This is a genomic window from Propionibacterium acidifaciens DSM 21887 (genome assembly GCF_000426605.1).
Classification (GTDB): Bacteria; Actinomycetota; Actinomycetes; order Propionibacteriales; family Propionibacteriaceae; genus Propionibacterium; species Propionibacterium acidifaciens.
Genome location: NZ_AUFR01000006.1, coordinates 64,721 through 88,097, shown reverse-complemented (window position 1 = coordinate 88,097; position 23,377 = coordinate 64,721). Strand labels below are relative to the sequence as shown.

At 74.2% G+C, this 23,377-nt stretch carries 9 protein-coding genes; 3 read left to right on the top strand and 6 right to left on the bottom strand.

What is annotated here, in order from left to right:
• Nucleotides 1-4: 4 nt before the first annotated feature.
• The 5 genes from K336_RS14040 to K336_RS14025 are packed head-to-tail and all read right to left on the bottom strand — an operon-like array spanning nt 5 to nt 18,849.
• Nucleotides 5-1,837 (bottom strand): ABC transporter ATP-binding protein, encoded by a 1,833-nt coding sequence (locus tag K336_RS14040; protein WP_021798913.1) that lies wholly within the window; start codon nt 1,835-1,837, stop codon nt 5-7.
• Nucleotides 1,834-3,621: an ABC transporter ATP-binding protein gene (locus K336_RS14035; RefSeq protein ID WP_081660532.1), complete on the bottom strand. Its 1,788-nt coding sequence runs from the start codon at nt 3,619-3,621 to the stop codon at nt 1,834-1,836. Before K336_RS14035 ends, K336_RS14040 begins: the two co-directional genes overlap by 4 nt.
• Nucleotides 3,588-4,304, bottom strand: a complete 717-nt coding sequence (locus K336_RS14030) for a thioesterase II family protein (protein WP_021798909.1) — start codon at nt 4,302-4,304, stop codon at nt 3,588-3,590. Before K336_RS14030 ends, K336_RS14035 begins: the two co-directional genes overlap by 34 nt.
• Nucleotides 4,301-6,370: a Gfo/Idh/MocA family oxidoreductase gene (locus K336_RS0103180; protein WP_028706274.1), complete on the bottom strand. Its 2,070-nt coding sequence runs from the start codon at nt 6,368-6,370 to the stop codon at nt 4,301-4,303. Before K336_RS0103180 ends, K336_RS14030 begins: the two co-directional genes overlap by 4 nt.
• Complete coding sequence (locus K336_RS14025) at nt 6,367-18,849, bottom strand: non-ribosomal peptide synthetase (protein ID WP_043150161.1); 12,483 nt, start codon at nt 18,847-18,849, stop codon at nt 6,367-6,369. Before K336_RS14025 ends, K336_RS0103180 begins: the two co-directional genes overlap by 4 nt.
• Before the next feature lie 227 nt (nt 18,850-19,076).
• On the opposite strand from K336_RS14025, the gene K336_RS0103170 reads away from it, so the two are divergent.
• From K336_RS0103170 to purB, 3 genes are all read left to right on the top strand, one after another.
• Complete coding sequence (locus K336_RS0103170; RefSeq protein WP_028706273.1) at nt 19,077-20,129, top strand: acyltransferase family protein; 1,053 nt, start codon at nt 19,077-19,079, stop codon at nt 20,127-20,129.
• A 117-nt stretch (nt 20,130-20,246) separates the two neighbouring features.
• Nucleotides 20,247-21,506: a phosphoribosylamine--glycine ligase gene (gene purD / locus K336_RS0103165; protein WP_028706272.1), complete on the top strand. Its 1,260-nt coding sequence runs from the start codon at nt 20,247-20,249 to the stop codon at nt 21,504-21,506.
• Nucleotides 21,507-21,518: 12 nt separating this feature from the next.
• Nucleotides 21,519-22,952, top strand: a complete 1,434-nt coding sequence (gene purB / locus K336_RS0103160) for an adenylosuccinate lyase (protein ID WP_028706271.1) — start codon at nt 21,519-21,521, stop codon at nt 22,950-22,952.
• Nucleotides 22,953-23,173: 221 nt separating this feature from the next.
• Here purB and K336_RS19635 read toward each other — a convergent pair whose 3' ends face one another.
• Nucleotides 23,174-23,362 (bottom strand): hypothetical protein, encoded by a 189-nt coding sequence (locus tag K336_RS19635; protein ID WP_233418709.1) that lies wholly within the window; start codon nt 23,360-23,362, stop codon nt 23,174-23,176.
• Between the last annotated feature and the right edge of the window lie 15 nt (nt 23,363-23,377).

The window sequence follows — 23,377 nt, the reverse complement described above, 5'->3', positions numbered from 1 at the left end:
CTGTTCAGTTCTCGTTCTCGTTCTCGCCCGCGGACGTCTGCTCGTCTTCGGGCGCTTGGTCGTTCTTGGGCGTCTGCTCGTCCTTGGGCGTCCGCTCGTCCGCGGATGCCTCGTGGCGGCCGATCCGCCAGGACGCCGAGCGGGCCCTCTCGTCCCAGAACCGGCCGTACATGCCGCCCTCGGCGATCAACCCGTCGTGCCGGCCGTGCTGGACGATCCGTCCCCGGTCGAGCACCAGGATCTGGTCGGCGCCGCGGATCGTGCTCAGCTCGTGGGCGATGACGACGAGCGTGGAGCCGCTGCGCAGCTGCTCCAGGGCGTCCTGGACGGCGCGCCGGGTCGACCAGTCCAGGGCGCTCGTCGGCTCGTCGCACAGGACGACGGGGGCCCGGCGCAGCAGCGCACGGGCGATGGACACCCGCTGGCGCTCGCCGCCGGACAGCAGCAGGCCGCCCTCGCCGACGCGGGTCCGGGCCCCCTCGGGGAGACGTTCGGCGATCTCGTCGACCCGCGCCCGGCGCATCGCCTCGGTCAACCGCTCGGGGGAGGCCTCGGGGTCGCCGAATCGCACATTGGCCTCGAGCGTGTCGTCGAAGAGGTAGACGTCCTGGAAGATCATCGACATGGAGCGGTGCAGCGCGTCCTCGCCGATCTCGCGCACGTCCACCCCGCCGATGCGCACCGAGCCGGAGTCGACGTCCCAGAAGCGCGGGATGAGGCGCAGCATGGTGGTCTTGCCCGAGCCGGAGGGGCCGACGACGGCCGTCATGGCGCGGGCCGGGATCTGCGCGCTGAGCCCGTCGAGGACCGGGGCGTCCGCGTCGTAGCCGAAGCGCACGTCGTCGAAGCTCAGCCGGGCGTCGGTCGGCACGGGCCTCGGCTCGTCCGGCTCGGGCATGACCGGGGTGTCGAGCAGCTCCTGGACCGCGCCGACCTCCTCCTCGGCCTTGCGCAGCGTCACGGCGAAGCTGGCCAGCAGACGCAGCGGGCCGATGAACTGGGCGACCAGTCCGATGAGGGCGATCATCGTGGCCGTGTCGGCGCCGCCGAGCAGCAGCCACACCGCCAGGGAGACCGTGGCCCCGAAGACGCAGTCGGTGACGACGCTCTGCACGATGGAACCGGTGATCGAGGCCGCGACCGCCCTGCGCATGGCGCGGCGCTGGTTCTCGATGCCGTCGGCCAGCGGCTCGTAGGCGGTGCCTCTGACACCGGCCGAGCGCAGGGCCACCTGGTTGCGGGCGAACTCGAGCAGGCGCTGGTCGGTGTCCAGCTGCTGGACCCGGACCCGTTCCTCGGCGCGGGTCTCCGCCCAGGAGCTCAGCCGCGCCGAGACCCACACGACCAGGCAGGAGGTGATGAGGGCCAGCCCCAGGCGCCGGTCGATGACCAGCGCGCCGACGGCGATCGTCGCCGGCACGGCCAGATCGACGATGAGGGGCACGATGACGTCCATCGAGACGGTGGCGACGAACATCGTGCCGCTGACGGTGATCTGCGAGGCCCTGGCCGGGGCCCGGCCGTCGAACCAGCTCTGCGGCAGCTTCACCAGCCGATGCCCGAGGCGCTCGTGCATGACGTCGATGATGCGCAGCGATCCCTTGAAGCCGTCCCAGGTGGCCAGGGAGAGCAGCACCGCCTGGACGAGGAAGGCGACCGCCAGCACGACGAGCCAGCGCACGGCGCCGGTCGGCGAGGCGAAGAGCGCCCGGATGGTCGGGACGATGAGAATGGCGGCGGTGCCCTGGGCGATCGCCGCGAGCACCGCCAGGACGATCGTGGAGCCGAGCGGGTTCCTGCCGCCGGGCCCCGCGATGAGGCTGAGCTTGCGGATCATCGTGCCTCCGCTCCTTCCCGGGTCTCCTCCGACGAGGCGTTCGCGCTGTCCCACAGGCTGCGGTAGAGGCCGTCGGCGGCCATGAGCTCCGCATGGGTGCCCCGCTCGACGACGCGCCCCCGGTCCAGGACGACGATCTGGTCGGCCCCGGCGATGGTGTGCAGCCGGTGGGCGATGACGACGACGCTGCGGCCCGTCGCGAGCCTGTCCAGGGCTTCCTGGATGCGGGTCTCGGACTCCGGATCGGTCGCCGAGGTGGCCTCGTCGAGGATGAGGATCGGGGCGTCGGCCAGGATCGACCGGGCGATGCACACCCGCTGGGCCTGGCCGCCCGACAGACGGGCGTCCTGGCCGATCACCGAGTCGTAACCGCGCGGCAGCGCCATGATCTCGTCGTGGATCGCCGCGGCCCGGGCGGCCTCGACGACCCTCTCCATGGGGGTCTGCGGCCTGCCGAGCCGGATGTTGTCGGCGACGGAGATCCCGAGCAGCTGGAGGTCCTGCAGCACGGTGCCGACCGTGGCGCGCAGGACGGATTCGTCGATCTCACGGACGTCGACCCCGCCGATGCTGATCGAGCCCGAGTCGGCGTCGCGGAAGCGGGCCAGCAGCGCGGCCAGGGTCGACTTGCCCGAGCCGGAGGGGCCGACGACGGCGGTGACGCTGCCGGCGGGCACGCTCAGACAGATGTCCTGCAGGGCCATGGCGTCCGAGTCGTCCTCGCCGTAGCCGAAGCACACCCCGCGCAGCTCGATGTCCGTGCCGTCGGGCCGGACCGGGCGGTCCGGTGCCGCCAGCTCGGGGCCGTGCAGGATCTCGGTGATGCGCCGCGCCGCGTCCATCGCCTGGGAACGGGCCTGTCCGGAGGCCGCCAGGGTCTGGAAGCCGGCCGGCATGAGCAGCGCTGCGACGAGCGTCACGAGCACCTCCGACGGGCTCGTGGCGCCCGAGTGCACCGTCCAGGCGCCCACCGCGAGCATGACGAGCGCGACGAACGGCGCCGAGATCGCCGTCACGGCGATCGCGTGGGCTCGCATCTGCGGTGCGACGAGGGCGCCGAACTCCTCGCGGAAGTCGGCCGACTCCTTGGCGAAGCGGGCCGAGCCCTCGTCGGGACGGCCGAAGATCTTCAGCACGCCGATGCCGTTGACGTACTCGACGATCGCGCTGGAGACCCGCTCCAGGCCGCGGTGCATGGCGGCCACGGTCTCCTGGTTGCCGCGCGCGGCCAGCAACGAGTAGAGGAGCAGGTACGTCGCGAAGGGGACCAGGCTCGCCAGCCCCAGGCGCCAGTCGATGCACAGGCAGAAGACGAGGCCGGCGGCCGGAGTCAGCGCGCCGGCGAGCGTGTCGACGATCGTGTGGGCCACCAGCTGGTGGATCGAGCCGACGTCGTTCTGCACGAGCTGGCGCACCCGGCCCGTCGAGCGCTCGTCGAACCATGACAGCGGCAGACGTCCCATCTTGTCGGCCAGCGCGCGGCGCAGCCGCGCCTGCACGCCGGTGTCGACGAAGTGGCAGACCAGCAGCGCGAGCGAGTTGAGTCCCGCGGAGCAGGCCAGCCCCATGAGGAAGACGAGCAGGGCGTTCCACGGCGAGCCCGGCGCCGTCCCGGTGAGGCGCCCGATGAGCACGAGCAGCCCGCACAGGGGCACGACCGAGGCGGCCGAGGCGATCACCTGCATCAGCGCGGCGATCGCCAGCGGTCTCAGGTGCGGGCCCAGGACCTCGCGCAGTGCGGTCGAACCGGTCATGCCGTTTCCGGAACCGGCCTTGTCAGGCATCGGAAAACCTCCCCCGTCAGGATCTCCGCCAGGTGTCCCCGCGGATTCAGATGGTGCATGTGCGAGCCCGGGACGATGATCGGTCCGCACCACTGGCGCGCGTGGCGGCGCCACAGGGCCATCGTGTGGACGTCGAGCTCCCCGTCCCGGTCCCCCTTGACCGCGACGATCCGCTGGAGCGGAGCGCCCGGTTCGGAGGGCGTGTAGGTCTCGACCAGCCGGTAGTCGTCGCGGATCGAGGGCAGGAAGGCCGAACGCATCTGCGCATCGGCGAAGAGTTCCCGGTTCCCGCCGTCGACGCGGGTCAGCTCCTCGACCAGCGCCTCGTCGGAGGCCAGGTGGAGCGAGCCCCCGCGGTGCAGCTGCGGCGCCACTTGACCGCTGACGACCAGCGACAGCGTCCCGGAGGTCGGGGCCAGCAGCAGGGCCGTCTCGTAGGCGACGAAGGCCCCCAGGGAATGGCCCGCCAGGACGACGGGGCCGTCGCCGCGGGCCAGCTCCTCGGCGCACGAGCGCGCGATCTGCTGCACGTCGCGCGCCGGGCCGTCGGCCCGGTAGTCGGCCACCCGGATGTCGACCTCCGCCCCGTACCCGGCGCACAGCCCGCGAAGACGCCTGCTCAGGGGCGCGTACTGGTGGGCCATGCCGCCGGCATGGGGGAACAACTCGAGGACGACGATCATGAGCAGGGACGCCCCACTTCCAGGGGCTCGGGATCGACCGAGGCGATCGGAGTCGGGATGGGCATCGCCGAGCGCAGCCGCGCCCACCACGCAAGGGTCTGGAGGGTGCGCTGGTCCACCAGCGGGCGGCCGGCTGGGGCCTGCACCAGACGGTTCACCGCACGGTGGATCGCGGCCGGCCAGAGGCGCCCGAGGATCTCCCGGGCGCGGATCGGCTCGTCGGGTCCCAGTGCGGAGCACATCGGGGAGTCGGGGTCGTGCAGGCGCCCCGAGTTCAGGTGCATGCGCGGCAGCCAGTGCAGCGGGCCGTGCACATGGTCCCAGCGCAGTTCCCCGTCCAGGGTCGTCACGACGGCGTGCAGATCCGGCTGGCAGTGGTTGTCGGGGTCCTCGGGGTCCCAGCGGTTGTGCACCATGAGATCGACCGGTGTCGGCCCCCAGAGCCCGCTGACGAGGATCCGCTCCGGGCCGCTCGCTGCGGCGACAGAGGGCGCGCCGGTGGGGGCGGCGCCGATCGCCTCGGCCAGGACGAGCAGGCAGCGCTCGAGCAGCTGAACGCTCGTACGGGCCTCGACATGGATGAGCCTGCCGTCGGCGCGCAGCCGTGTGCAGACCCTCACGAACTCGCGCGAGCTGTCGAGGTGCTCGTAGAAGCCCGTGGGCAGGTAGACCGAGCCGTTCTCGCGGGCGGTCCGGGTGAGCTCGGCCACGATCCGCCCGTCGACGGGGTGCTCCTGGACGACGCGGATCCCTCGTTCCAGGAGACCTCGGGCGATGTCCGTGCCGGGGCCGCCGATCATGTCGCTGCTCACCGCGACGACCGCCAGCTCGGCCTCGGCCGCGTCCGCCCCGGGCAGCAGGGGGACGGCGAGCTCCTCGCTCAGCGCCCTGCTGCGGGCGCCTCCCCTTCCCGCGACGCCGACGAGCCGCGCCGGGGAGTCCTTCCGGGCCAGCGCCCTGGCGTAGTGGGCGCCGAAGCCGCCGCCGACGACGATCGCGCGCGGGCGGTTGTCCCGTTCGGCCGTCCGCGCGGTGACGGCGGGGCCCGTTCTCCTCGGCTCTGCGACGGCGGGCGCACTGCGTATTCCGAGCCCCTCGCGCCAGTCCTCGCAGGCGGGGCTGGTCGAGGCCCAGCGCGCTCCGGGCTCCTCGTCGCCGATGCGGCGCACGGTGCGGGCCGCGATGCGCCCGCTGGCGGCGTAGCTGTCGGTGCACGAGAACTCCAGGGCGCCCTGCTCCCCGACCACGTGGATGGCGAAGACGGGCTCGGCGGGGGAGGCGGCCGCGATCGCCTCGCCGAGATCCGTCTCACCGGCGATCACCGCGCGCAGCGCCGAGGCCGTGACCGGGTCGCCGATGACGGTGTAGGCGGTCAGTTCGGTGAGGGCCAGCTCCCGGGCCGCGTCGGCGCACTCCTCGTCGAGATGGAGATGCCGTGAGGCCCCCGGGCCGTACATCGACGGGAGGACGGCCCGGCCGGGGTCGTCGCCTGCGATGATCGAGCCGTCGACCCACCGGCCGCGGGGCCAGCCGAGATCGTTCGACAGCGAGGCGAGGTACTCCTCGGCGCCGGCCCGCGTCAGCCGCTGGCGCCCGCCGCAGTGGACGGTGATCCGCCGCGATCCCTCCTGGCCCGCCCAACGGATCATCGCGCCGAGCAGGCCCGGTTGGACGCCCGCACCCAGCAGCACCGGTACTGCGCGCTCGCGGGCGGGCCCGTCCAGGGCGTCGAGCAGGCGCCGACTGCCGCCCGCGTCCGCATAGGCGATGCCGCGTTCGATGCAGCCCCGCGCCAGATCCTCCGCCAGACGAACCGCCGGCCCGGCGCAGCACAGCACCGCGTCGGTCCCGCCCAGCGCCGGTTCGTCGGGCGCCGCCGGAAGACGCACGGTCGTTGCCGACAGCTCCGCGGGGCTGCCGGGGGCGAGCGCGGCGGCCAGCTCCTCCGCGTGCTCCCGGTCCCGTGCCGCCAGGACGATCGCGTCCCCGCGTCCGCACAGACGGGCCAACTCGGCCGCCGCGGCGCGCCCGACGGTGCCGGTCGCCCCGATGACGAGGAATCTCATGAACCGCTCTCCTCGATGACCAGCCGGGCGATGCGCGCGGCGCGCGGGCCGCTCAGGCAGTCGAAGTGATTGCCCTCGACCTCGTCGATGCGCAGCTCGCCGAGGCACTGCTCCTGCCAGAACCGGGTCATGTCGGCGCCCAGTCCGGGCAGGAAGCCGATGCGCCCGCGCTGGCGGATGAACTGCATCCGGCCGAGGAAGGCCGGCTCGTCCCAGGCCGCGACGGCCGCCATCGACTGGGCGAAGACCTGCCGGGCGCCCCTCAGCGAATCGGTCGACCACTGGCCGTCCGAGTCCGCGGCCAGCAGGGCCAGCCGCTCGTCGACCGTGCGCGGGGCGCGGGCCAGGGCCTCGCGCAGCGAGGGGTCCCCGTGGCGGGCGAGCAGCTCGTCGGTGATGACCTCGTTGCCGGCCTCGCGGGCGGCGGTCAGGGCCCTGCCCAGCTCGTCCTCGGCCAGGACGATGCCGGCCTGCGCCGGCTCGCGGTGGAGCAGCCTGGCCAGGGCGAAGTCCATGAGCAGCTCGCTGCCGACGGTGAACGGCATCCGGTAGGAGCTGATGACGGTGACCGATGCGTCGAGTCCCCGGGCGAGCAGCCGGGAGGCCGTGCCGGTGGCGAGAAGACCGCCCATGCAGTAGCCGACCAGGTGCACCGGCCGGTCGCCCCGGGCGGCGATCTCGGCGGCGTAGCGGTCCGCGAGCTCGCCGAAGAGCCGCTCGGGCGGGGTCCGCAGATAGCCGTCGTCGGTGGAGCGACTCAGGCCGATCGCCTCGTGGCTCCCGTCGGCGCGCAGCTGCTCGACCAGATCCTCGTAGGGGCCCAGCCCGCCCGAGCCGTCATGGACGAGGACCAGCACGGGCCGCCCGCGGGCCTGCCGCCCCCGGCCGTCGACCAGCGTGGTGACCGTCGGGCCCGTCGGCGTGCTCGGCCGCCCCCGGCCGTCGACCGGCGTGGTGACCGGCGCGCTCGGCCGCTCCTGCCCGACGGCGGGTCCGGGCGTCGCCGGGAGCCGGGGGCCGGGACCGGAGGCGGTGACGGCTCTCAGGAAGCCGCGCGGCGTGGGATCGTCGACGACCGTGCGCAGCACGTGGTCCCAGGTGGTCGTCTCGGGATCGGTCAGGGCCCTGCGGACCTGGCCGACGGCGCGTGCGAGGAGCAGTGAGTCGCCGCCGAGGGCGAAGAAGTCGGAGTCCTCGGCGATCGCGCTCGACGGGTCGAGGTTGAGGACCTCCCGCCAGACCATCCTGATCCGTTCCGACGGATCGGCCGTCACGTCCTGGGTCGGCGACGGTGCGACGGGCGCGTCGGGCGCCGCGGACGGCGGGTTCCCCGGCGCCGGGAGGGCGGTCGTCGCCTGCGCGGCGGTCGTCGGCCCATCCGGGGCTCTCGTGCCCGGCCCCGTCGCCAGCCCCGCGACGGCCCTGCGGTCGCGCTTGCCGTTGGCGGTGAGGGGGATCCCGGGCAGTTCCACGAGCCGGCGGGGTCGCATCGAGGCGGGCAGGCGCTCGGCCGCGCCGGCGCTCACCGCCTCCAGATCGAGCCCGGTCCGGTGGACGCCTGCCCAGAACATGCTCTGCGCGCCCGCCTCGAGGCCGTGACCCCGTGGCGGGTAGGAGTGGACGCCCGCGAAGATCTCGCCCAGCACCCGCTCCCACTGGTCGCGGGTCAGGAACGGAGACCCGGTGAGGCGGCGCTCGTCGTGGATCTGCGAGGGGCCGGCCTTGAACTTGAACTCCATCGACGCCATGAGCGCCGGCAGGGGCGCGGTGGACTCGATGACCACCATCGCCCCGTCCGGGCGCAGCAGCTCGTGCAGCGCGCGCAGCGAGGCGGGGATGTCGACGGCGTTGTGCAGCGTGTTGGCCGACAGCACCACGTCGAAGTCCTTGCCGAAGTCCTTGCCGAGGGCGTCGATCTGCCGAGGATCGTTGATGTCGAGGATCGCGGTGCGCAGCTGCGGCCAGCGGCGTCGGGCGTCGTGCAGGAAGAACTCGGACAGGTCGGTGAAGAGGTACTCGTAGGGCCGCCCGCCGAGCGCCTCGACCACCGGCGCCGTCGTCCCGCCGACGCCGGCGCCGATCTCGAGGATGCGCAGTGCCCGGCCGTCCCGGACGGCGCGGTCCGCCATGGCGGCGATCGCGGCGCAGCACTGGCCGTTGAGATAGGTGCTGACCAGATTGCCCTGGTAGGAGTCGGCGGCCACATCGGTGCGCCCCTGCGGGAAGAACAGCGACAGGGCGTCGACGCTGCCGTTGAGCAGTCCGGGCATCCGGCGCAGGCACTGCCCGACGTAGTCCAGCATCTTCTCGCCGTAGTGCTGCTCGCGGCCCAGTCGTTCCACCTCGTCCCATTGGGGCCAGATGCTCTCCAGCGGCCTGGTCGGGCCGAACGAGACGGTCCCGTCCGGGGCGGTGCTGGCCAGCCCGGCCCCGGTCAGGCTGGCGACCCAGCGGCGCAGCAGGTCGATCCGGCCCGAGGCCCCCAGCGCGTCGGCGATCCGCTCGACCGTGGCCGGACCGTGACAGGCCCTCGCCAGGTGGTGGGCCATCACGGCGTGGACGGTGTCGTTGACGAGCGCCGCCAGCCGACGAAGGGCCTGCTCGTCGATCCGCGCCGCCTCGTGCGAGGCGGCCAGCGCCCGTCCGACGAGCCGGTCCGACTCATCGGCCCGGCTCTCGGCCACGACGGCGCCCACCAGGAAGCGGCCCTGCCGGTCCTCGTCCCCGGCGACCGCCGCGAGCGCATCGGACACGCCCGGGACGAGCCGCAGCGCACGCTCGACCTCGCCCAGCTCGATGCGGTGCCCGTTGAGCTTGACCTGCCCCTCGTCCAGCCGTCCCAGGAATTCGACTTCGCCGTCGGGCAGCAGGCGTCCGCGGTCGCCGGTGCGATAACAGCGCTCGCCGGCGACCGGGTGGGTGAAGAAGGCGCCGTCCGCCGTCGCGGGGACGCCGATGTAGCCCCTCCCCACGCCGTCCCCGGCCAGTACGATCTCTCCGGGCTGGGTGACGCCCGTCGGCTCGTCGTCGGGGTTGAGCACCCACAGGCCCTGGTTGCTCAGAGCCCGTCCGTAGGGGATGGACCGCTCGTGGTGCTCGCCAGGGGCCACCTCGTGCAGATTCGACCAGATGGACGCCTCGGTGGCGCCGCCGAGGGCCAGGAAGCGCGCTCCCGGAACCAGCGACCACAGCCGTGCGGGCTGGTCGACGGGGATCCAGTCGCCCGAGACGAGGGCGGCCCGGATGCTGCCCAGCGGGTTGGACGGGGCGGCCCCGGCCTCGTCCAGGAGCATCGTGAGCTGGGCCGGGACGGAGTTCCACAGGGTCACCGAGTTCGTCGCGATCTCCTCGGCCCAGACCTGCGGGTCGGCCGACTGTCCGCAGCGCGGCACGACGATCGCCCCGCCGGCGCCCAGGACGCCGAACACGTTGAAGACCGACAGGTCGAAGCTGTGCCGGGACACGGCCAGGACGCGGTCGCGGGGCCCCAGACGCAGTCGTCCCGCGATGTCGGAGAGCGTGGTGAGCGCCTGCTCGTGGCTGATCGCCACGCCCTTGGGCGTGCCGGTGGAGCCGGAGGTGAAGATGACGTAGGCGGTCTCCTCGGGGCCCGCGTCCACGGCGGACGGGGCCCCGGCGGCGGGCGGGGCCTGCGGGCTGCAGGCGGCCTGGACGGCGTCGTCGTCCACGACGAGCGGGGCGGCCCCCCAGGCGCTGGCGAGCGCGGCACTGATCTCGGCGGTCCGGGCCGGCGGCCACTGCGGGTCGATCGGGACGAAGCAGCCGCCGGCCAGCAGGACGCCCAGCTCGGCGACGATCTGCCCGGCGCCGGGCCCGAGCCGCACCATGACCGGCGAGCCGACGCCGAGGCCCCCGTGGAGCAGGCTCGTCGCGAGCGCGTTGGCGCGCTGAACGAGCTCGCCCCGGGTGAGGCGCTCCGACCCGTCGATGAGCGCCACGGCCTCCGGGCCGGCGTCGGCCTGCAGGACGACGGAGCCCTCCAGCCGTGCGGACCCGCGCCCGACCCGTTCGACCGGCCGCGGGGCCCGCTGCGGCAGTGCCGGCCCGTCGGGCCACCGATCGCCGGTGCACAGCGCGTCGACGGCGGCGCAGTAGTCGGCGAAGGCCTCGTCGAGAAGGCGTTCGTCGAAACCGCCGACCCGGCTGTCCCAGTCGACGGTGACGCCGTCGCCGGCCGGGGTGATCTGCACGTCGAGGAGCACCTGCGGCGTCGCGCTGATGCCACTGCCGGGGCGGACCCGCAGCCGACGGGGCCCGGGCAGCGGACTGGCGCCGACCGTCGAGGTGAAGACGACCGGAACGGTCCGTGCCCGCCGGGCCCCGTCCCCGTCCCGGGCCCCGATCATCCGGGATGCCTCCAGCCCCGAGACCGAGCCGTGCTCGAGGGCGTCGAAGATCTCCTGCTGGGTGGCCCGTGCGTCCTCGAGCAGGTGATGCGTGCATCGGACCCGGGCGAGCACCGCGGTGGTGAAGTCGCCGACGATGCGCGCCATGTCGGGGGCCAGCTGCTCGCGCTGGACGGCCGTCACGGTGACCAGCGACTCCTCCTGGGAGCCGTAGCGGCGGCCCACGGCGCCCAGCAGCGCCAGCAGAACCGACGAGGGGGTCAGGGCGTGCTCGGTGCAGGCGGCGGTGAAGGCCTCCCAGGCGGGCCCGGGCAGGTGATGGCTGCGGCGTCGGCTGACGGCCCCCTCCTCGGGCCTCTCGAGGGGCGCGGCGAGGCGCAACGGCTCGGGGGCCCGGGTCATCCGCTCGCGCCACCAGGCCAGGTCGCGCTCGCGCTCTGCGCGGGCCCCGCTCGTGGCCGCCCGGGCCTGGCGGAGCCTCTGGTAGGCGGCGAAGCTCAGGCTGGGCGGGGCGATGCGCTCATCGGGGTGGTCCAGCGCGCGGTCGAGATCGTGCAGCAGCGAGCGGATTCCGGTGTAGTCGGTGATGAGCAGGTCGATCGACAGGTGCACGACGACGCCCTCGTCGGTGATGCGCGCGACGATGTCCATCATCGGACGGTCGGAGTCGATCTGGTACTGACGGGCCGACAGCTCGCGGCGCAGCCGTTCGCCGCGCTCGTCGTCCGGGTCGAGCTCGATCTGCATCGGGACCTGCATGCCGGGGCGGACCGACTGCGTGCCGTCGGAGCCGATGACGGCCCGGAGCATCGGATGGGCGGCGCAGACCCGGTCCCAGGCCTGCGTGAGCCGGTCCATCACGGCGGCTCGCTCGCCCTGGTCGCGCAGATCGCCGATGCCCAGTCCCGCGAGGTCGAGATCGAACTCGACGTAGCCGGTGCATCCCAGCCCGCCGTCGCTGTAGGCGCCGGTGCGGCCCACCAGGTAGGCGGTCTGCACCTCGGTGAGGGGGAACGGCGTGCCCTCCGCGGGCTCGGACGACGTCGCCCCGGCGGCGCCCGCCGCCCGGGCCTCCCCGGGATCGGGCGTGACGGGCCGATCCGCGCGGTCCGGGAGCGGTGGCGGGGTCCGGTGCCCGCCGTCCTGGCCCGCGCCGGCCCGCCGCAGCAGCTCGACGAAGCCGGCCAGATCGGTACTGGCCAGCAGCATGCGCAGGCCGGCCTGTCCCAGGCCGCGGTCGTGGAGCTCGCGGATGCAGCGGGTGGCGCGCAGGGAGTCGCCCCCGGCCGCGAAGAAGCCGGTGGTCGGGTCGACCTGCTCGGTGCCCAGGGCAGCGCGCCAGGCCTCGGTGACGGTCCGGGTCAGCTCGTCGGCCGGGGCCCGGGAGGGCCCGCGCCGGGCGTCGACGAGCGAGACGAGTCGCCTCGCGACGCCCTCGACGAGACGGCGCGCCAGCGCGGGCTCGACCAGCTGGACGACGTGGTCGGCGCTCAGGTGCAGGCCGTCGTCGGCGGCGAAGACCTGCAGGTCGAGGACGACCTGGGGCGTCTGGGAGCGCGCATGGCGCAGGCTGGCGAAGCCGAGCTCGCGGGGGTCGGGGACGTCCGTCCCCCCGGCAGCGCCGAGGCCCAGGCCGCAGGTGAACACGATCGGGTGGATGGCCGCCGTCGGGTCGCCGGTACGGGCGACGATGCGCCGCTGCAGGGCGGTGGTGTCGGCGGCCGGGTCGTCCGCCGCATCGGCGAGTTCGGTCTGGACGCGCCGGGCGAGTTCGGGCAGCGGGTCGCCCGTGTCCAGGCAGGGGATGAGCCTCAGACTGGTGAAGTCGCCGAGCACCTGCTCGATGCCGGCCAGGGCGGGATCGCGGTCGAAGCGGGTGACGTTGACCGTCACCGAGTCCAGGCCGCTGAGCCCGGCCAGCTCGGCCGCGTACGCGGCCAGGGTCATGGCCGCGGGCGTGACCCGTAGCTCAGCGGCGCGCTCGACGACGGCTCGCCAGTCCCGCCCGTCGAGCTCGGCCCGGACGCGCTCGAAGGAGGGGCTGCGCAGCCCCAGCAGCTGGTCGCGTGAGGGCAGGAGGGGCACGGCGGGGAGCCTGTCGAGCCGGCGGTCGAGCCGCTGGATCTCGGGCCCGTCCGTCTGGTCGGCCGCTCTCCGGTAGGCGGCGGGACCGGGCATCGGGTCGACGTGCTCGGGCGGGTCGGCGTAGAGCTCCCCGAGCTGCTGCAGCGCCATCATCATCGAGGCGCCGTCGAGCATCAGATTGTCCATGCCGATGCCGATGGTGGCTCCGTCCCCGTGCTCGTGGACGCGCACAGTCAGCGGGCCGTGGGCCGACGGATCGGTCACCTCGGCGAGGGTCTCGTCCCGGGGATCGGCGCTGGACTCGACCAGCGGCCAGTCGGCGGCCGGCAGCTCCGTCGCGACGGGCCCGTTCCCGGTGCTCCTCGTGACGGTGCGCAACGCGGGATGGCGGGCGACGAGGGCGCCCACCGCCGTCTCCAGACGGTGCGGGTCGAGGCGCTCGGCCTCGTACTCGAAGTAGCAGTGCGCGGCGACGCCGCCGAGCAGCTGCTCGGGGTCGCGTCCGGTCAGATAGGCGCGCTGCACCGCGTTGAGGGGGTACGCGGCGGACGTCGGGTCGGGGCCGGCCGGGGCGCCGCCTGCGGCCTCGCGCCCGCTCTCGGCCATGCGGGTGGCGAACTCGTCGAGATCGGTCGTGGTGAAGACGTCCACCATGCGGATCCGCCGCCAGCCGAGGGCCTGCAGCCCCCTGACGACACGGGTCGCGCGCAGGGAGTCGCCGCCTGCCGCGAAGAAGTCGGTGCCCGGATCGGGGTCCTCGCCGAGCGGCAGGTTCTCGCGCCACAGCCGGGTGGCGTCGGCCAGAGCCGCGGCATGCGTCTTCTCGAAGCCGGGCCGAGGGGCGGCCGGCGACCCGGCGTCGTCCTGAGCGGGTCGCGGCGGCTGCTCGGCGGTGGCGGCCCCGAGCGGGGCCGGGCCGTCGGTCCCGGGCGGGTCGGCGCGGTCGGCGCCGGCGCGGGCTCGGACGACGAGCAGCCCGTCGTCGAGCACGCGCGCCGAGCGGGGCGACCAGCCGGCCTGCTGGAGCCGCATCCACCAGTGCGAGCCGTCGTGCAGGGCCGTGCCGTCGAGCAGGCCCGGGTCGAGCAGCCCGGCCGAGACGAGCCCGTGCGCGGTGAGCTCGGTGGGCTCGGCGATGAGGGCCCAGCTGGAGGGGCCGCGCCGCACGTGGGCCAGCTCGTGCAGCAGACGGCGGTCGCGGTGCAGCACGCCCAGCCCGATGACGACGTCGGCGACGAGCGGCGGCACCCGGCGGACGGCGTCGATGCCCTCCCGGGCCGCCTGCTCGCGCAGCAGATCGTCGGGCTCGACGACCACCCACAGCACGTCGACCCCCTGCTCGCGCAGGGCGGCCATGGCCGAGGGCTTGGCCACCGCGCCCAGCTCGACCACGACGAGCGGTCGATTGCGCGACCGGGCGTCGTCGCGGATCTCGCCGATGAGGCCCTGGAGGATGGTGCCGGTCCGGGGATGGGAGCGCATGAGCCCGACCGGTGACAGCCTGGGGCTGCGCAGCAGCTCCTCGACGGGTCGGCGGCCGGCCGCGCAGTCGGCCAGCAGCAGGGCGTCCTGCGGTTGCCAGTCCAGTGGGGCGTCCGCCGGGCCGTGCCCCGCCGTGGCCCGGCGCCAGGCCCCGACGACGGCCGAGTCGACGTCCCCCAGCTGCTCGAGAGCGGCCGACAGCAGCCGGTGCACCGAGCTCCGCCCGGTGCGCGGGTGGCGCCCCGAGGACTCGGGGCGGGCGCCGATGCGGGCGCAGAAGTCCTCGAAGGCGGCGCGCAGCCAGTCCTCGTCCAGCGTGTCGCGGGGGTGGTCCCAGCGCACCTCGGCGCCTCCGGGGCCCTGGGTGAGCTGGCAGTCGATGAGGACGCCGGGGGTGCTCGTGAGCGACCAGACCGGGCGGAGCCCGGTCCGCCCGCTCGCCCCGAGACCGAGGGTGGAGGTGAACACCACCCCGAACGCGCTGCGCCGCCCGGTCGCGCCGGCCTCCACGCCGGTCCTCGTGCTCGACAGCGCCTCGCCGATGGCCCGGTGGGAGGCCCGGGGCTGCGGCCGGGGGCCGCAGACGAAGTGGCCGAGCCTGGTGAAGCAGCCGAGCGCCGTCTCCGGGGCGTCATCGGGGCGGTGCTGCATGGGCAGGGTGATGGTGGCCGACTCCTGGCCGCTCGCGGCGGTGAGCGCGGCCCCCAGCTCGGCCAGCACCTGGGCGCTCAGCGTCACCTGCTGCTCGGCGGCCCGCCGGGCGGCGAGGCAGTCCCGGGGGAGCGCCGCGCGCAGGCTGGTGAAGCCGACCTCCTGCCCGGACAGTCCCGGGGCGGGCACGTCCGGCCCGTCGGGGAGCCGGCGGCCGGCGGCCGATGACCCGTCGTCCCGGGCGGCGCGCTCCAACCGGGTGCAGAAGCGGGCGAAGTCCTCGGCGGAGCTCCCGAGGCGCCCCGGGCCGCCGCTGAGGCGCTCCGAGATCGCGCCGATCAGCAGGGACAGGCTCGGGGCGTCCAGGCACAGGTAGTCGACCAGGAGCCCGATCTCCTCGCACCGCGTGGCGGTGCCGTCCGGCAGCACCACCTCGATGACGTGCCCGGCCCCGATCCTTCTGCGCTCGAGGTCCTCGCGCAGGGGCCCACTGGCGGTGAGCACGGGCACGGGCGCGTCGGCGCGCACCCGCTGCATGCTGTCGCCCTCGCGCATGCAGCGCAGCGCGGCGCAGTCGTGGACGAGCGCCGTGACGGCGTCGGCGAATGCGGCGCCGTCGATGGGGCCGTCGCCGGCCAGGACGACCGCGTACTGGGTGCGCGCCCGTACCGTGCCGGGCAGGCCGTCCATCCCGAGCGCGTAGCCCCGCTGCAGCGGGGACAGGGGGAAGGCCTCCCCGCCGAGCGGCGCCGCGTCGTCCGGGGACGGCTCGGACGGTGCCGCGCTCCGTCGGCAGCATGCGACGAAGTCGCGCAGCAGGGGCCTGGTGAACAGGCTCGCGACGGTGACCCCGTAGCCGTCTGCGCGCAGCCGCGCGCAGACCCTCGTGGCGTCGAGGGAGTCGCCGCCGACGGCGAAGAAGTCGGTGTCCCCGGTGACCGGGACCCCCAGGACCCGGCTCCACGCGGCGCCGATCCGCCGTGCGTCGTCGTCCTCCGGCGGCGCCGACGAGTCCCCCGACGGCGCGGGGGAGCCGACCCGCTCCCGGTCGTCGAGGGCGATGGCGGCCGCCCTCCCGCGGTCGATCTTGCCGTTGGCCGACAGCGGCATGCGGTCGATCGTCCTGATCCGGCGGGGAAGCATGAAGGAGGGCAGCCGCTCGGCGAGGGCCTCGACGATCCGGTCCGGATCGACCGGGTGGCCCCCCGCCGGGCTGATCAGCCCGATGAGCGCCGTCCTGTCGGCGGTGGGCACGACGACCGCCTCGCGGACGCCGTCGATGGAGCGCAGATGCTGCTCGACGTCGCCGAGCTCGATGCGGTGCCCCCGGATCTTGACCTGGCTGTCGCGTCGCCCGAGGAAGTGCAGCAGCAGGTCCTCGTCCCACATGCCCAGATCCCCGGTGCGGTACCAGCGTCGGCCGTCGAGCGTCGGGAAGCGCTCCGCGGTGAGCTCGGGCCGGTTCAGATAGCCGGTGGCGAGGCTGGCGCCGCCGATCCACAGCTCGCCCGCCACCCCGGGCGGGCAGTCCCGGCCGTGCCGGTCCGCCACGCGGTAGGCCTGGCCCCGCAGCGGCTGGCCGTAGGGCACGGCCCGCCAGTCCCGGCTCAGGTCGTCGGGGCCGGTCACGAGGTGCAGATTCGACCAGATGCCCCCCTCGGTGGCCCCGCCCATTGCGGCCAGGACGCAGCCGGGCGCGATCCCCGCCATCCGCTCGCCCAGCCCCGGGTCGATCCAGTCGCCGGAGCACAGGCAGGCCCGCAGCGGCAGCCGCTCGTCCGGACCGGCCGCCGCGCAGAGCATCTCGGCGAGGGCGGGCGCGGAGTTCCAGATGGTGACGCGGTGCTCGGCGACGAGCCGCAACCAGGCGAAGGCGTCGCGGCGCTCGTCCTCGTCGATGCAGACCAGGGCGCCGCCGGTCGACAGCGGGCCGAAGATGTCGAAGACGCTCAGGTCGAAGTCGAGCGACGAGACGCCCAGGACGCGGTCCCGCGGACCCAGCGCCAGCCGCCCCGCCACGTCCTGGACCGTGTTGGCGGCGGCGGCGTGGCTCATGAGCACGCCCTTGGGCTCCCCGGTGGAGCCCGAGGTGTAGATCGCGTAGGCGCTGTCGTCGGGCCCGGTCGGGCGGACGGGGTCGCCGGCGGGGGCGTCGGCCCGCATCGCCGCCTCGACGAGCCCCCGGTCGATGGTGACGCCGAGCCGGGCGGAGGAGACGATGGCCCGCCTGCGCGCCGGCGGCAGCTCGACGGACAACGGCAGATAGGCGCAGCCGCTGTAGAGCGCGCCGAGGACGGCCATGACCTGCTCGGGGCCCTTCGGCAGGCTGATGCCGACGAGCTCGCCCGGGCGGGTCACCGGTGCCAGCCGATGGGCGATCCGGCGGGCGGCCTCGTCGAGCCGCCCGTAGCTCATCTCGTGGGCGCCCCCATCGTCGTGCCACAGCAGCGCCATGGCCCGCGGCTCCTCCTCGACGTGACGCATGAACAGCTCGTGCAGTCGGCGCCCGGGCAGGGGATCGGTCGAGTTGAGCGCCTCGCGCCGGGCCTCCAGCTCGGCGGGCAGGCGCACCAGCTCGTCCAGGCTCGGCCAGGGCCGCTGCGGGTCCAGCTCGGCGACCCGCACGATGGACTCGTAGAAGCTGTCGAGCATGAGCGCCCCGGCGCGGTCGCCCGCGCGGAGCGCGCCGTCGCGCACGTCGAAGGAGATCTCCACCCCGTCGCTGTCGAACTGGATCACCTGGGCGTCGAGGGCCACCTGCGGGGTGGAGGATCGGGTCACCTCCTGCCTGCCGAGGACGCGGGTCACGGCGGGGGAGAAGATCGGGGCCTCGGCGTTGTAGGTGAAGACGAAGGGCGACATGCCGCTGTGCCCGTGCGCGCGGGCCTCCCGCAGTTCGTCGAGGGCGCTGGTGCCGCTCAGCAGTCGGCGGCGCAGTTCCCCGGCGACAGCCGTGGTCGCCTCGTCGAGATCCCTGCCGGGGTCGACCGCTGCCCGGATGGCGTGGACGCGGGTGCGGTCGGCGATCTGGCCCCTGCTGCGACGCACGTCCAGACCGGGCAGCGAGACGATGAACTCGTCGGTGGTCGACCAGCGCGCCAGCATCGTCTCGTAGAGGGTCAGCAGGAGGACCGGTTTGCTCGTGCCGAGCCGTGCGGCGAGTCGGCCGAAGCGCTCCCAGTGCTCCCTGTCGAGCCTCCTGCGGTGGCGGGTGATCCTCGTGCCGGGGACGCTGTCGTAGGCCACGCACAGATCCGGTGGTTCGGGCAGCGGTCCGGAGTCCTCCTCGACCGCGTGCAGCCTGCGTTTCCGGGGCGGGGCCAGCTTCTCCCCGAGCTCGGCGAACCCGATGCGCGGGAGCTCCTCGTCGTTCGCGAGCTCCTCGATCATCCGGATGACTCCGTGGATGTCGGTGACGGCCAGCGAGATGACGATGTGGATGATTGACTCGTGCGGCGCCCGGGTCACCTCGACGGCCCAGGCCTGGCCGTGCTCGACGTCCAGGACGCTGCGGTTCAGGCGGTCGCGGACCCGTCTCCGGACGCGGTCGGCCTTCTGCTGCGAGGCCGTCGCATCGTGCACCACCACCGTCGGGGCGGTCAGGTCGTTCTCGCGCAGCAGGCCCGCTGACAGGTCCATCGATGCGCGCAGTGCCGGGTGCCGGCGCAGACGGTCCACCCGTGTCTGGAGCGCGGCCGTGTCGATGCTGCCGCCGACGAATTCGAAATAGGACAGGCAGTCGACCCCGCCCAGGGGCTGGTCCGTCGCGCGTCCGATCGTGTAGGCGCGTTGGATGGGCGCCAGAGGGAGGCTCCGCGGGCTCGCCGAAGTCTCGGTGGTCCGGCCGTCGGAGGGCGCGCCGAGCGTGTCGTCATGCATCGTCGAACCGGTCATGCTCCATGCTCCTCGACGTATGGATCCGGAGTCCGGGAAGTGTCCTGCAGCACAGTGAAGATAAGTATACACTAACCTATTCTCAATTAAGAATTGTTCTTAATAACATTGGTTCGTCGTGCCCAGGGGCGAGTCCCGCCGGACCGGCCCGCGCCCGCTCCTCCGGCGTCCATCCTCCGCGGTCCGCGCGATCCGTCGGGGGCCGCCCCGTGCTAGCCTCACGCCCCGTGAGCACACCCCCACTGCCCGCGAACCGGCGCGACGGATCGGTCGACGTCGCCCGCGGGCTGGCCATCACGGGCATCGCCTTCGGGCACGTGCTTCGCGGGGTCCGCAGCGCCGGCCTCGTCGACGGGGGGTCGTCGGCCTACCTCGCCGCCGATCGCGCGGTCTACATGGTGCACGTCGCCCTGTTCGCCGCCGCCGCCGGCCTCATGGTCGAGGCGGCGCTCGCCAGGCGCGGGCCGGTGCGCTATCTGCGCGCCCGTCTCGGCGACTTCGCCTGGGTCTACGTCCTCTGGAGCGTCGTCCAGGGCCTCATGCAGTACGCCCTGGCCGGCTCGGTCAACAGCGAGCGCACCCTCGGCTCGGTCTTCGCGCTGTGGCGGCCGGCCAACCAGATGTGGTTCCTGCCGTGGATCATGGTCATGACGGTGCTCGTCACGGCGGCCCAGCCCTGGCGCTCCCGGCTGCGCGGGCTCTGCTCGCTGCTCGGCGCGGCGGCGCTCAGCATCGGCTGCTGGGGCCTGTTCGGGCCGTGCATCTTCCTCCAGGGGCTCGGCCTGAGCGTCTTCTTCTTCGCCGCCGCCACCGTGACCCTTGCCGGTTACGCGCGGGCCCGCGCGCGTCTGGGCACCGGCGGCGTCGCCGCCGTCCTCGTCGTGTCGGCCCTCTGCTACGGGCTCCTCGTCGCCCTCGGCCGGCCCGCCGCCCCGACGACCACCCAGTTCGGACGCACCCCGGTCAGCATCGGCGAGGGCCTCGTCTGCGCCTGGGCCGGCGTCGTCGCCGTCGGAGCCCTGTCGATCCTGCTCGACCGGGTGCGCCCGGTCTCCCGTCTCGTCGGCTACCTGGGGCGCCGGTCCATGGTCATCTTCCTGGCCCACACCCTCGCCCTGGCCGCCACCCGCATCGTGCTCGTGCGCCTCGGCATCGGATCCGTCGCCGTTCATCTCGTCGCGGGGACGCTCGTGGCGCTGGCCGGCTCGATCGCCCTGTGGTGGGCGACCCGGCGCTGGCTGCCGTGGCTCTGGCGCGCGCCGCGCCGCGTGATCGGCTGAGGGGCCCGTCCCCGCGAGGCCCCACGAGGACGACCGGGCCGTCGCGCCGCCGGACGAGCGCGCGACCACGGGCTGGCCCGCCGGTAGACTGCCGCCGTGAGCTCTGGATCCGATCCCATCACCGTCCTCGTCGTGGGCTCCGGCGGCCGCGAGCACGCCCTGGCCCTGGCCATCGACCAGGATCCGGCGGTCGCCGCCGTCCACGTGGCCCCCGGCAATCCCGGCACCGCCTCCTTCGCGACGAACCACCGGGTCGACATCCTCGACGGGACGGCCGTCGCGGCCCTGGCCGCCGAGCTGGGCGTCGACCTCGTCGTCATCGGCCCCGAGGCCCCGCTCGTCGCCGGTGTCGCGGACGCCGTGCGCGGGCGCGGCATCGCCTGCTTCGGCCCGAGCGCGGCCGCCGCCCGTCTCGAGGGCTCGAAGGCCTTCGCCAAGCGGGTCATGGCCGACGCCGGGGTGCCGACCGCCCGCTCCCGCGTCGCGACGGCGCCGGCCCAGGCCGCCGCCGCGCTCGACGAGTTCGGAGCCCCCTACGTGGTCAAGGCCGACGGTCTGGCCGCCGGCAAGGGGGTCGTCGTGACGGACGACCGCCGGACCGCCCTCGACCATGCGGCCGAGTGCGGGCGGGTCGTCATCGAGGAGTACCTCGACGGCCCCGAGGCCAGCCTGTTCGTCATCACCGACGGGACCACCGCCGTCCCGCTCCCGCCGGCCCAGGACTTCAAGCGCGTCGGCGACGGCGACGAGGGGCCCAACACGGGCGGGATGGGCTCGTACACGCCGCTGCCCTGGCTGCCCGCCGGCACCGTCGAGCAGGTCATGGCCGAGGTCGTCGAACCCACCCTGGCCCGGATGCGCACCCTCGGGACGCCCTTCGCCGGCCTGCTCTACGTCGGCCTCGCCCTCACGGAGGCCGGCCCGCGGGTCGTCGAGTTCAACGCCCGCTTCGGCGACCCCGAGACCGAGGCGATCCTGCCGCGTCTGCGCACCGGCCTGGGCGCCCTGCTCCACGCGGCCGCCACCGGCGCGCTCGCCGACCGGGGCGCCCCCGAGGTCTCGGACGAGGCCTGCGTCGGCGTCGTCCTGGCGGCGAGGGGCTATCCGGGCTCCCCGGTCAAGGGCTGCGTCATCGGGCTGCCCCCCGCCCCGGACGGCGTCCACGTCATCCACGCCGGCACAGCGCTGGACGATCGCGGCCGCCTCGTCTCGGCCGGCGGGCGCGTCCTCGTGGTCGTCGCCACCGGCGCCGACATCGCCGACGCCCGCGAGCGGGCGTACGCCCACATCGCGCGGATCGACTTCACGGACGGCTTCGCCCGCTCCGACATCGCCTCGCAGGCCCGACTCGACGCCATCGCCGCCCGACTGGGCTGAGAAGGAGGGAACATGACCGTCCCCGACGTGCTGGCCACCCGCTACGCCTCCGACGCGATGCGCCGCATCTGGTCGCCCGAGCACAAGATCGTCTCCGAGCGCCGGCTGTGGATCGCCGTGCTGGAGGCCCAGCGCGATCTCGGCGTCGACTTCGGCGGCGACGACCCCGACGCCGTCATCGCCGACTACCGCACGGTGACCGACCGGGTCGACCTCGACTCGATCGCCGCCCGCGAGCGCGTCACCCGCCACGACGTGAAGGCCCGCATCGAGGAGTTCAACGCGCTGGCCGGCCACGAGCACATCCACAAGGGCATGACGAGCCGCGACCTCACCGAGAACATCGAGCAGATGCAGGTGCTGCACGGCCTGCGGCTCATCCGCTCGCGCGTCGTGACGGCCCTGGCCCGTCTCGCCGAGCTCGCCGCCCGCTACACCGACCAGCCGATCGCCGGGCGCAGCCACAACGTGGCCGCCCAGGTCACCACCCTCGGCAAGCGCTTCGCCACCTGCGCCGACGAGCTGCTCATCGCCCACGCCCGTCTCGACGACCTCATCGACCGCTACCCGGCCCGCGGCATCAAGGGCCCGATGGGCACCGCCCAGGACATGCTCGACCTGCTCGGCGGCGATCTCGAACGGCTCGGCGAGCTCGAGCGGCGCATCGCCGCCGGCCTGGGCTTCCACCACGTGCTCACGAGCACCGGTCAGGTCTACCCGCGCAGCCTCGACCTCGACGCGCTCACCGCCCTGGCGCAGACCGCGGCGGCCCCCTCGAACCTGGCCACCTCGATCCGCCTCATGGCCGGCAACGAGCTCGTCACCGAGGGCTTCAGGCCCGGCCAGGTCGGCTCCTCGGCCATGCCCCACAAGATGAACACCCGCAGCTGCGAGCGCGTCAACGGTCTGGCGGTCGTCCTCCGCGGCTACGCCTCGATGATCGGCGAGCTGGCCGGCGACCAGTGGAACGAGGGCGACGTCTCCTGCTCGGTGGTGCGCCGCGTCGCCCTGCCCGACTCCTTCTACGCGCTCGACGGCCTCTTCGAGACCTTCCTCACCGTGCTCGCCGACTTCGGCGCCTTCCCCGCCATGATCGCCGCCGAGCTCGACCGCTACCTGCCCTTCCTCACCACGACGAAGATCCTCATGGCGGCCGTCCGCAGGGGCGTCGGGCGCGAGGACGCCCACGAGGCCATCAAGGAGAACGCCGTGGCGGTCGCCCTCGAGCTGCGCGAGACCGGCGCCCGGGGGAACCCGCTCTTCGACCGGCTGGCCGCCGACGGCCGCCTCCGGCTGAGCCGCGACGAGCTCGCCGAGCTGGTGAGCGCCCCGCTGGAGCTGACCGGGGCGGCCCGCCACCAGGTCGGGCGGCTCGTCGCCCGCATCGAGCCGATCGTGGCCGCCGACCCGGACGCGGCCGCCTACCGGCCCGGCGCGCTGCTGTAGGCCCGGCGTCGGCGAGGGCCCGGCGGGGCGGTGCGAGGGCGCGCCCCGGCGTTCTGCCGCGCCCGCCGACCGGATGAGGTTCGGGCGGGGGCGCGGCCGTCGATCCGCAACCCCGCGTGCGCGCCGCCGGATCCACCCATCCCCATGGCGCCGCATGAGCGGTGCCGCGAGGCTGTTTTCCGAACTCATATGAAAAATTTTTCCCAAAAAGGGCTTTGGATTCACTTCTCGCGCTGGTCTGTCAGCATGTTGCTCGACTTCACCGTCTCCAACCACCAGTGCTTCGCCACCGAGGCCGGTCTCTCCTTCGTCAGCCCGTCGCTGAGGACGCAGACCCCGGGAGCGGGCCGTACCTGGAGCGACGTCACGAGCCGGGTCGCCGCGGTCTTCGGTCCGAACGCCTCCGGCAAGTCGACCATCCTCTC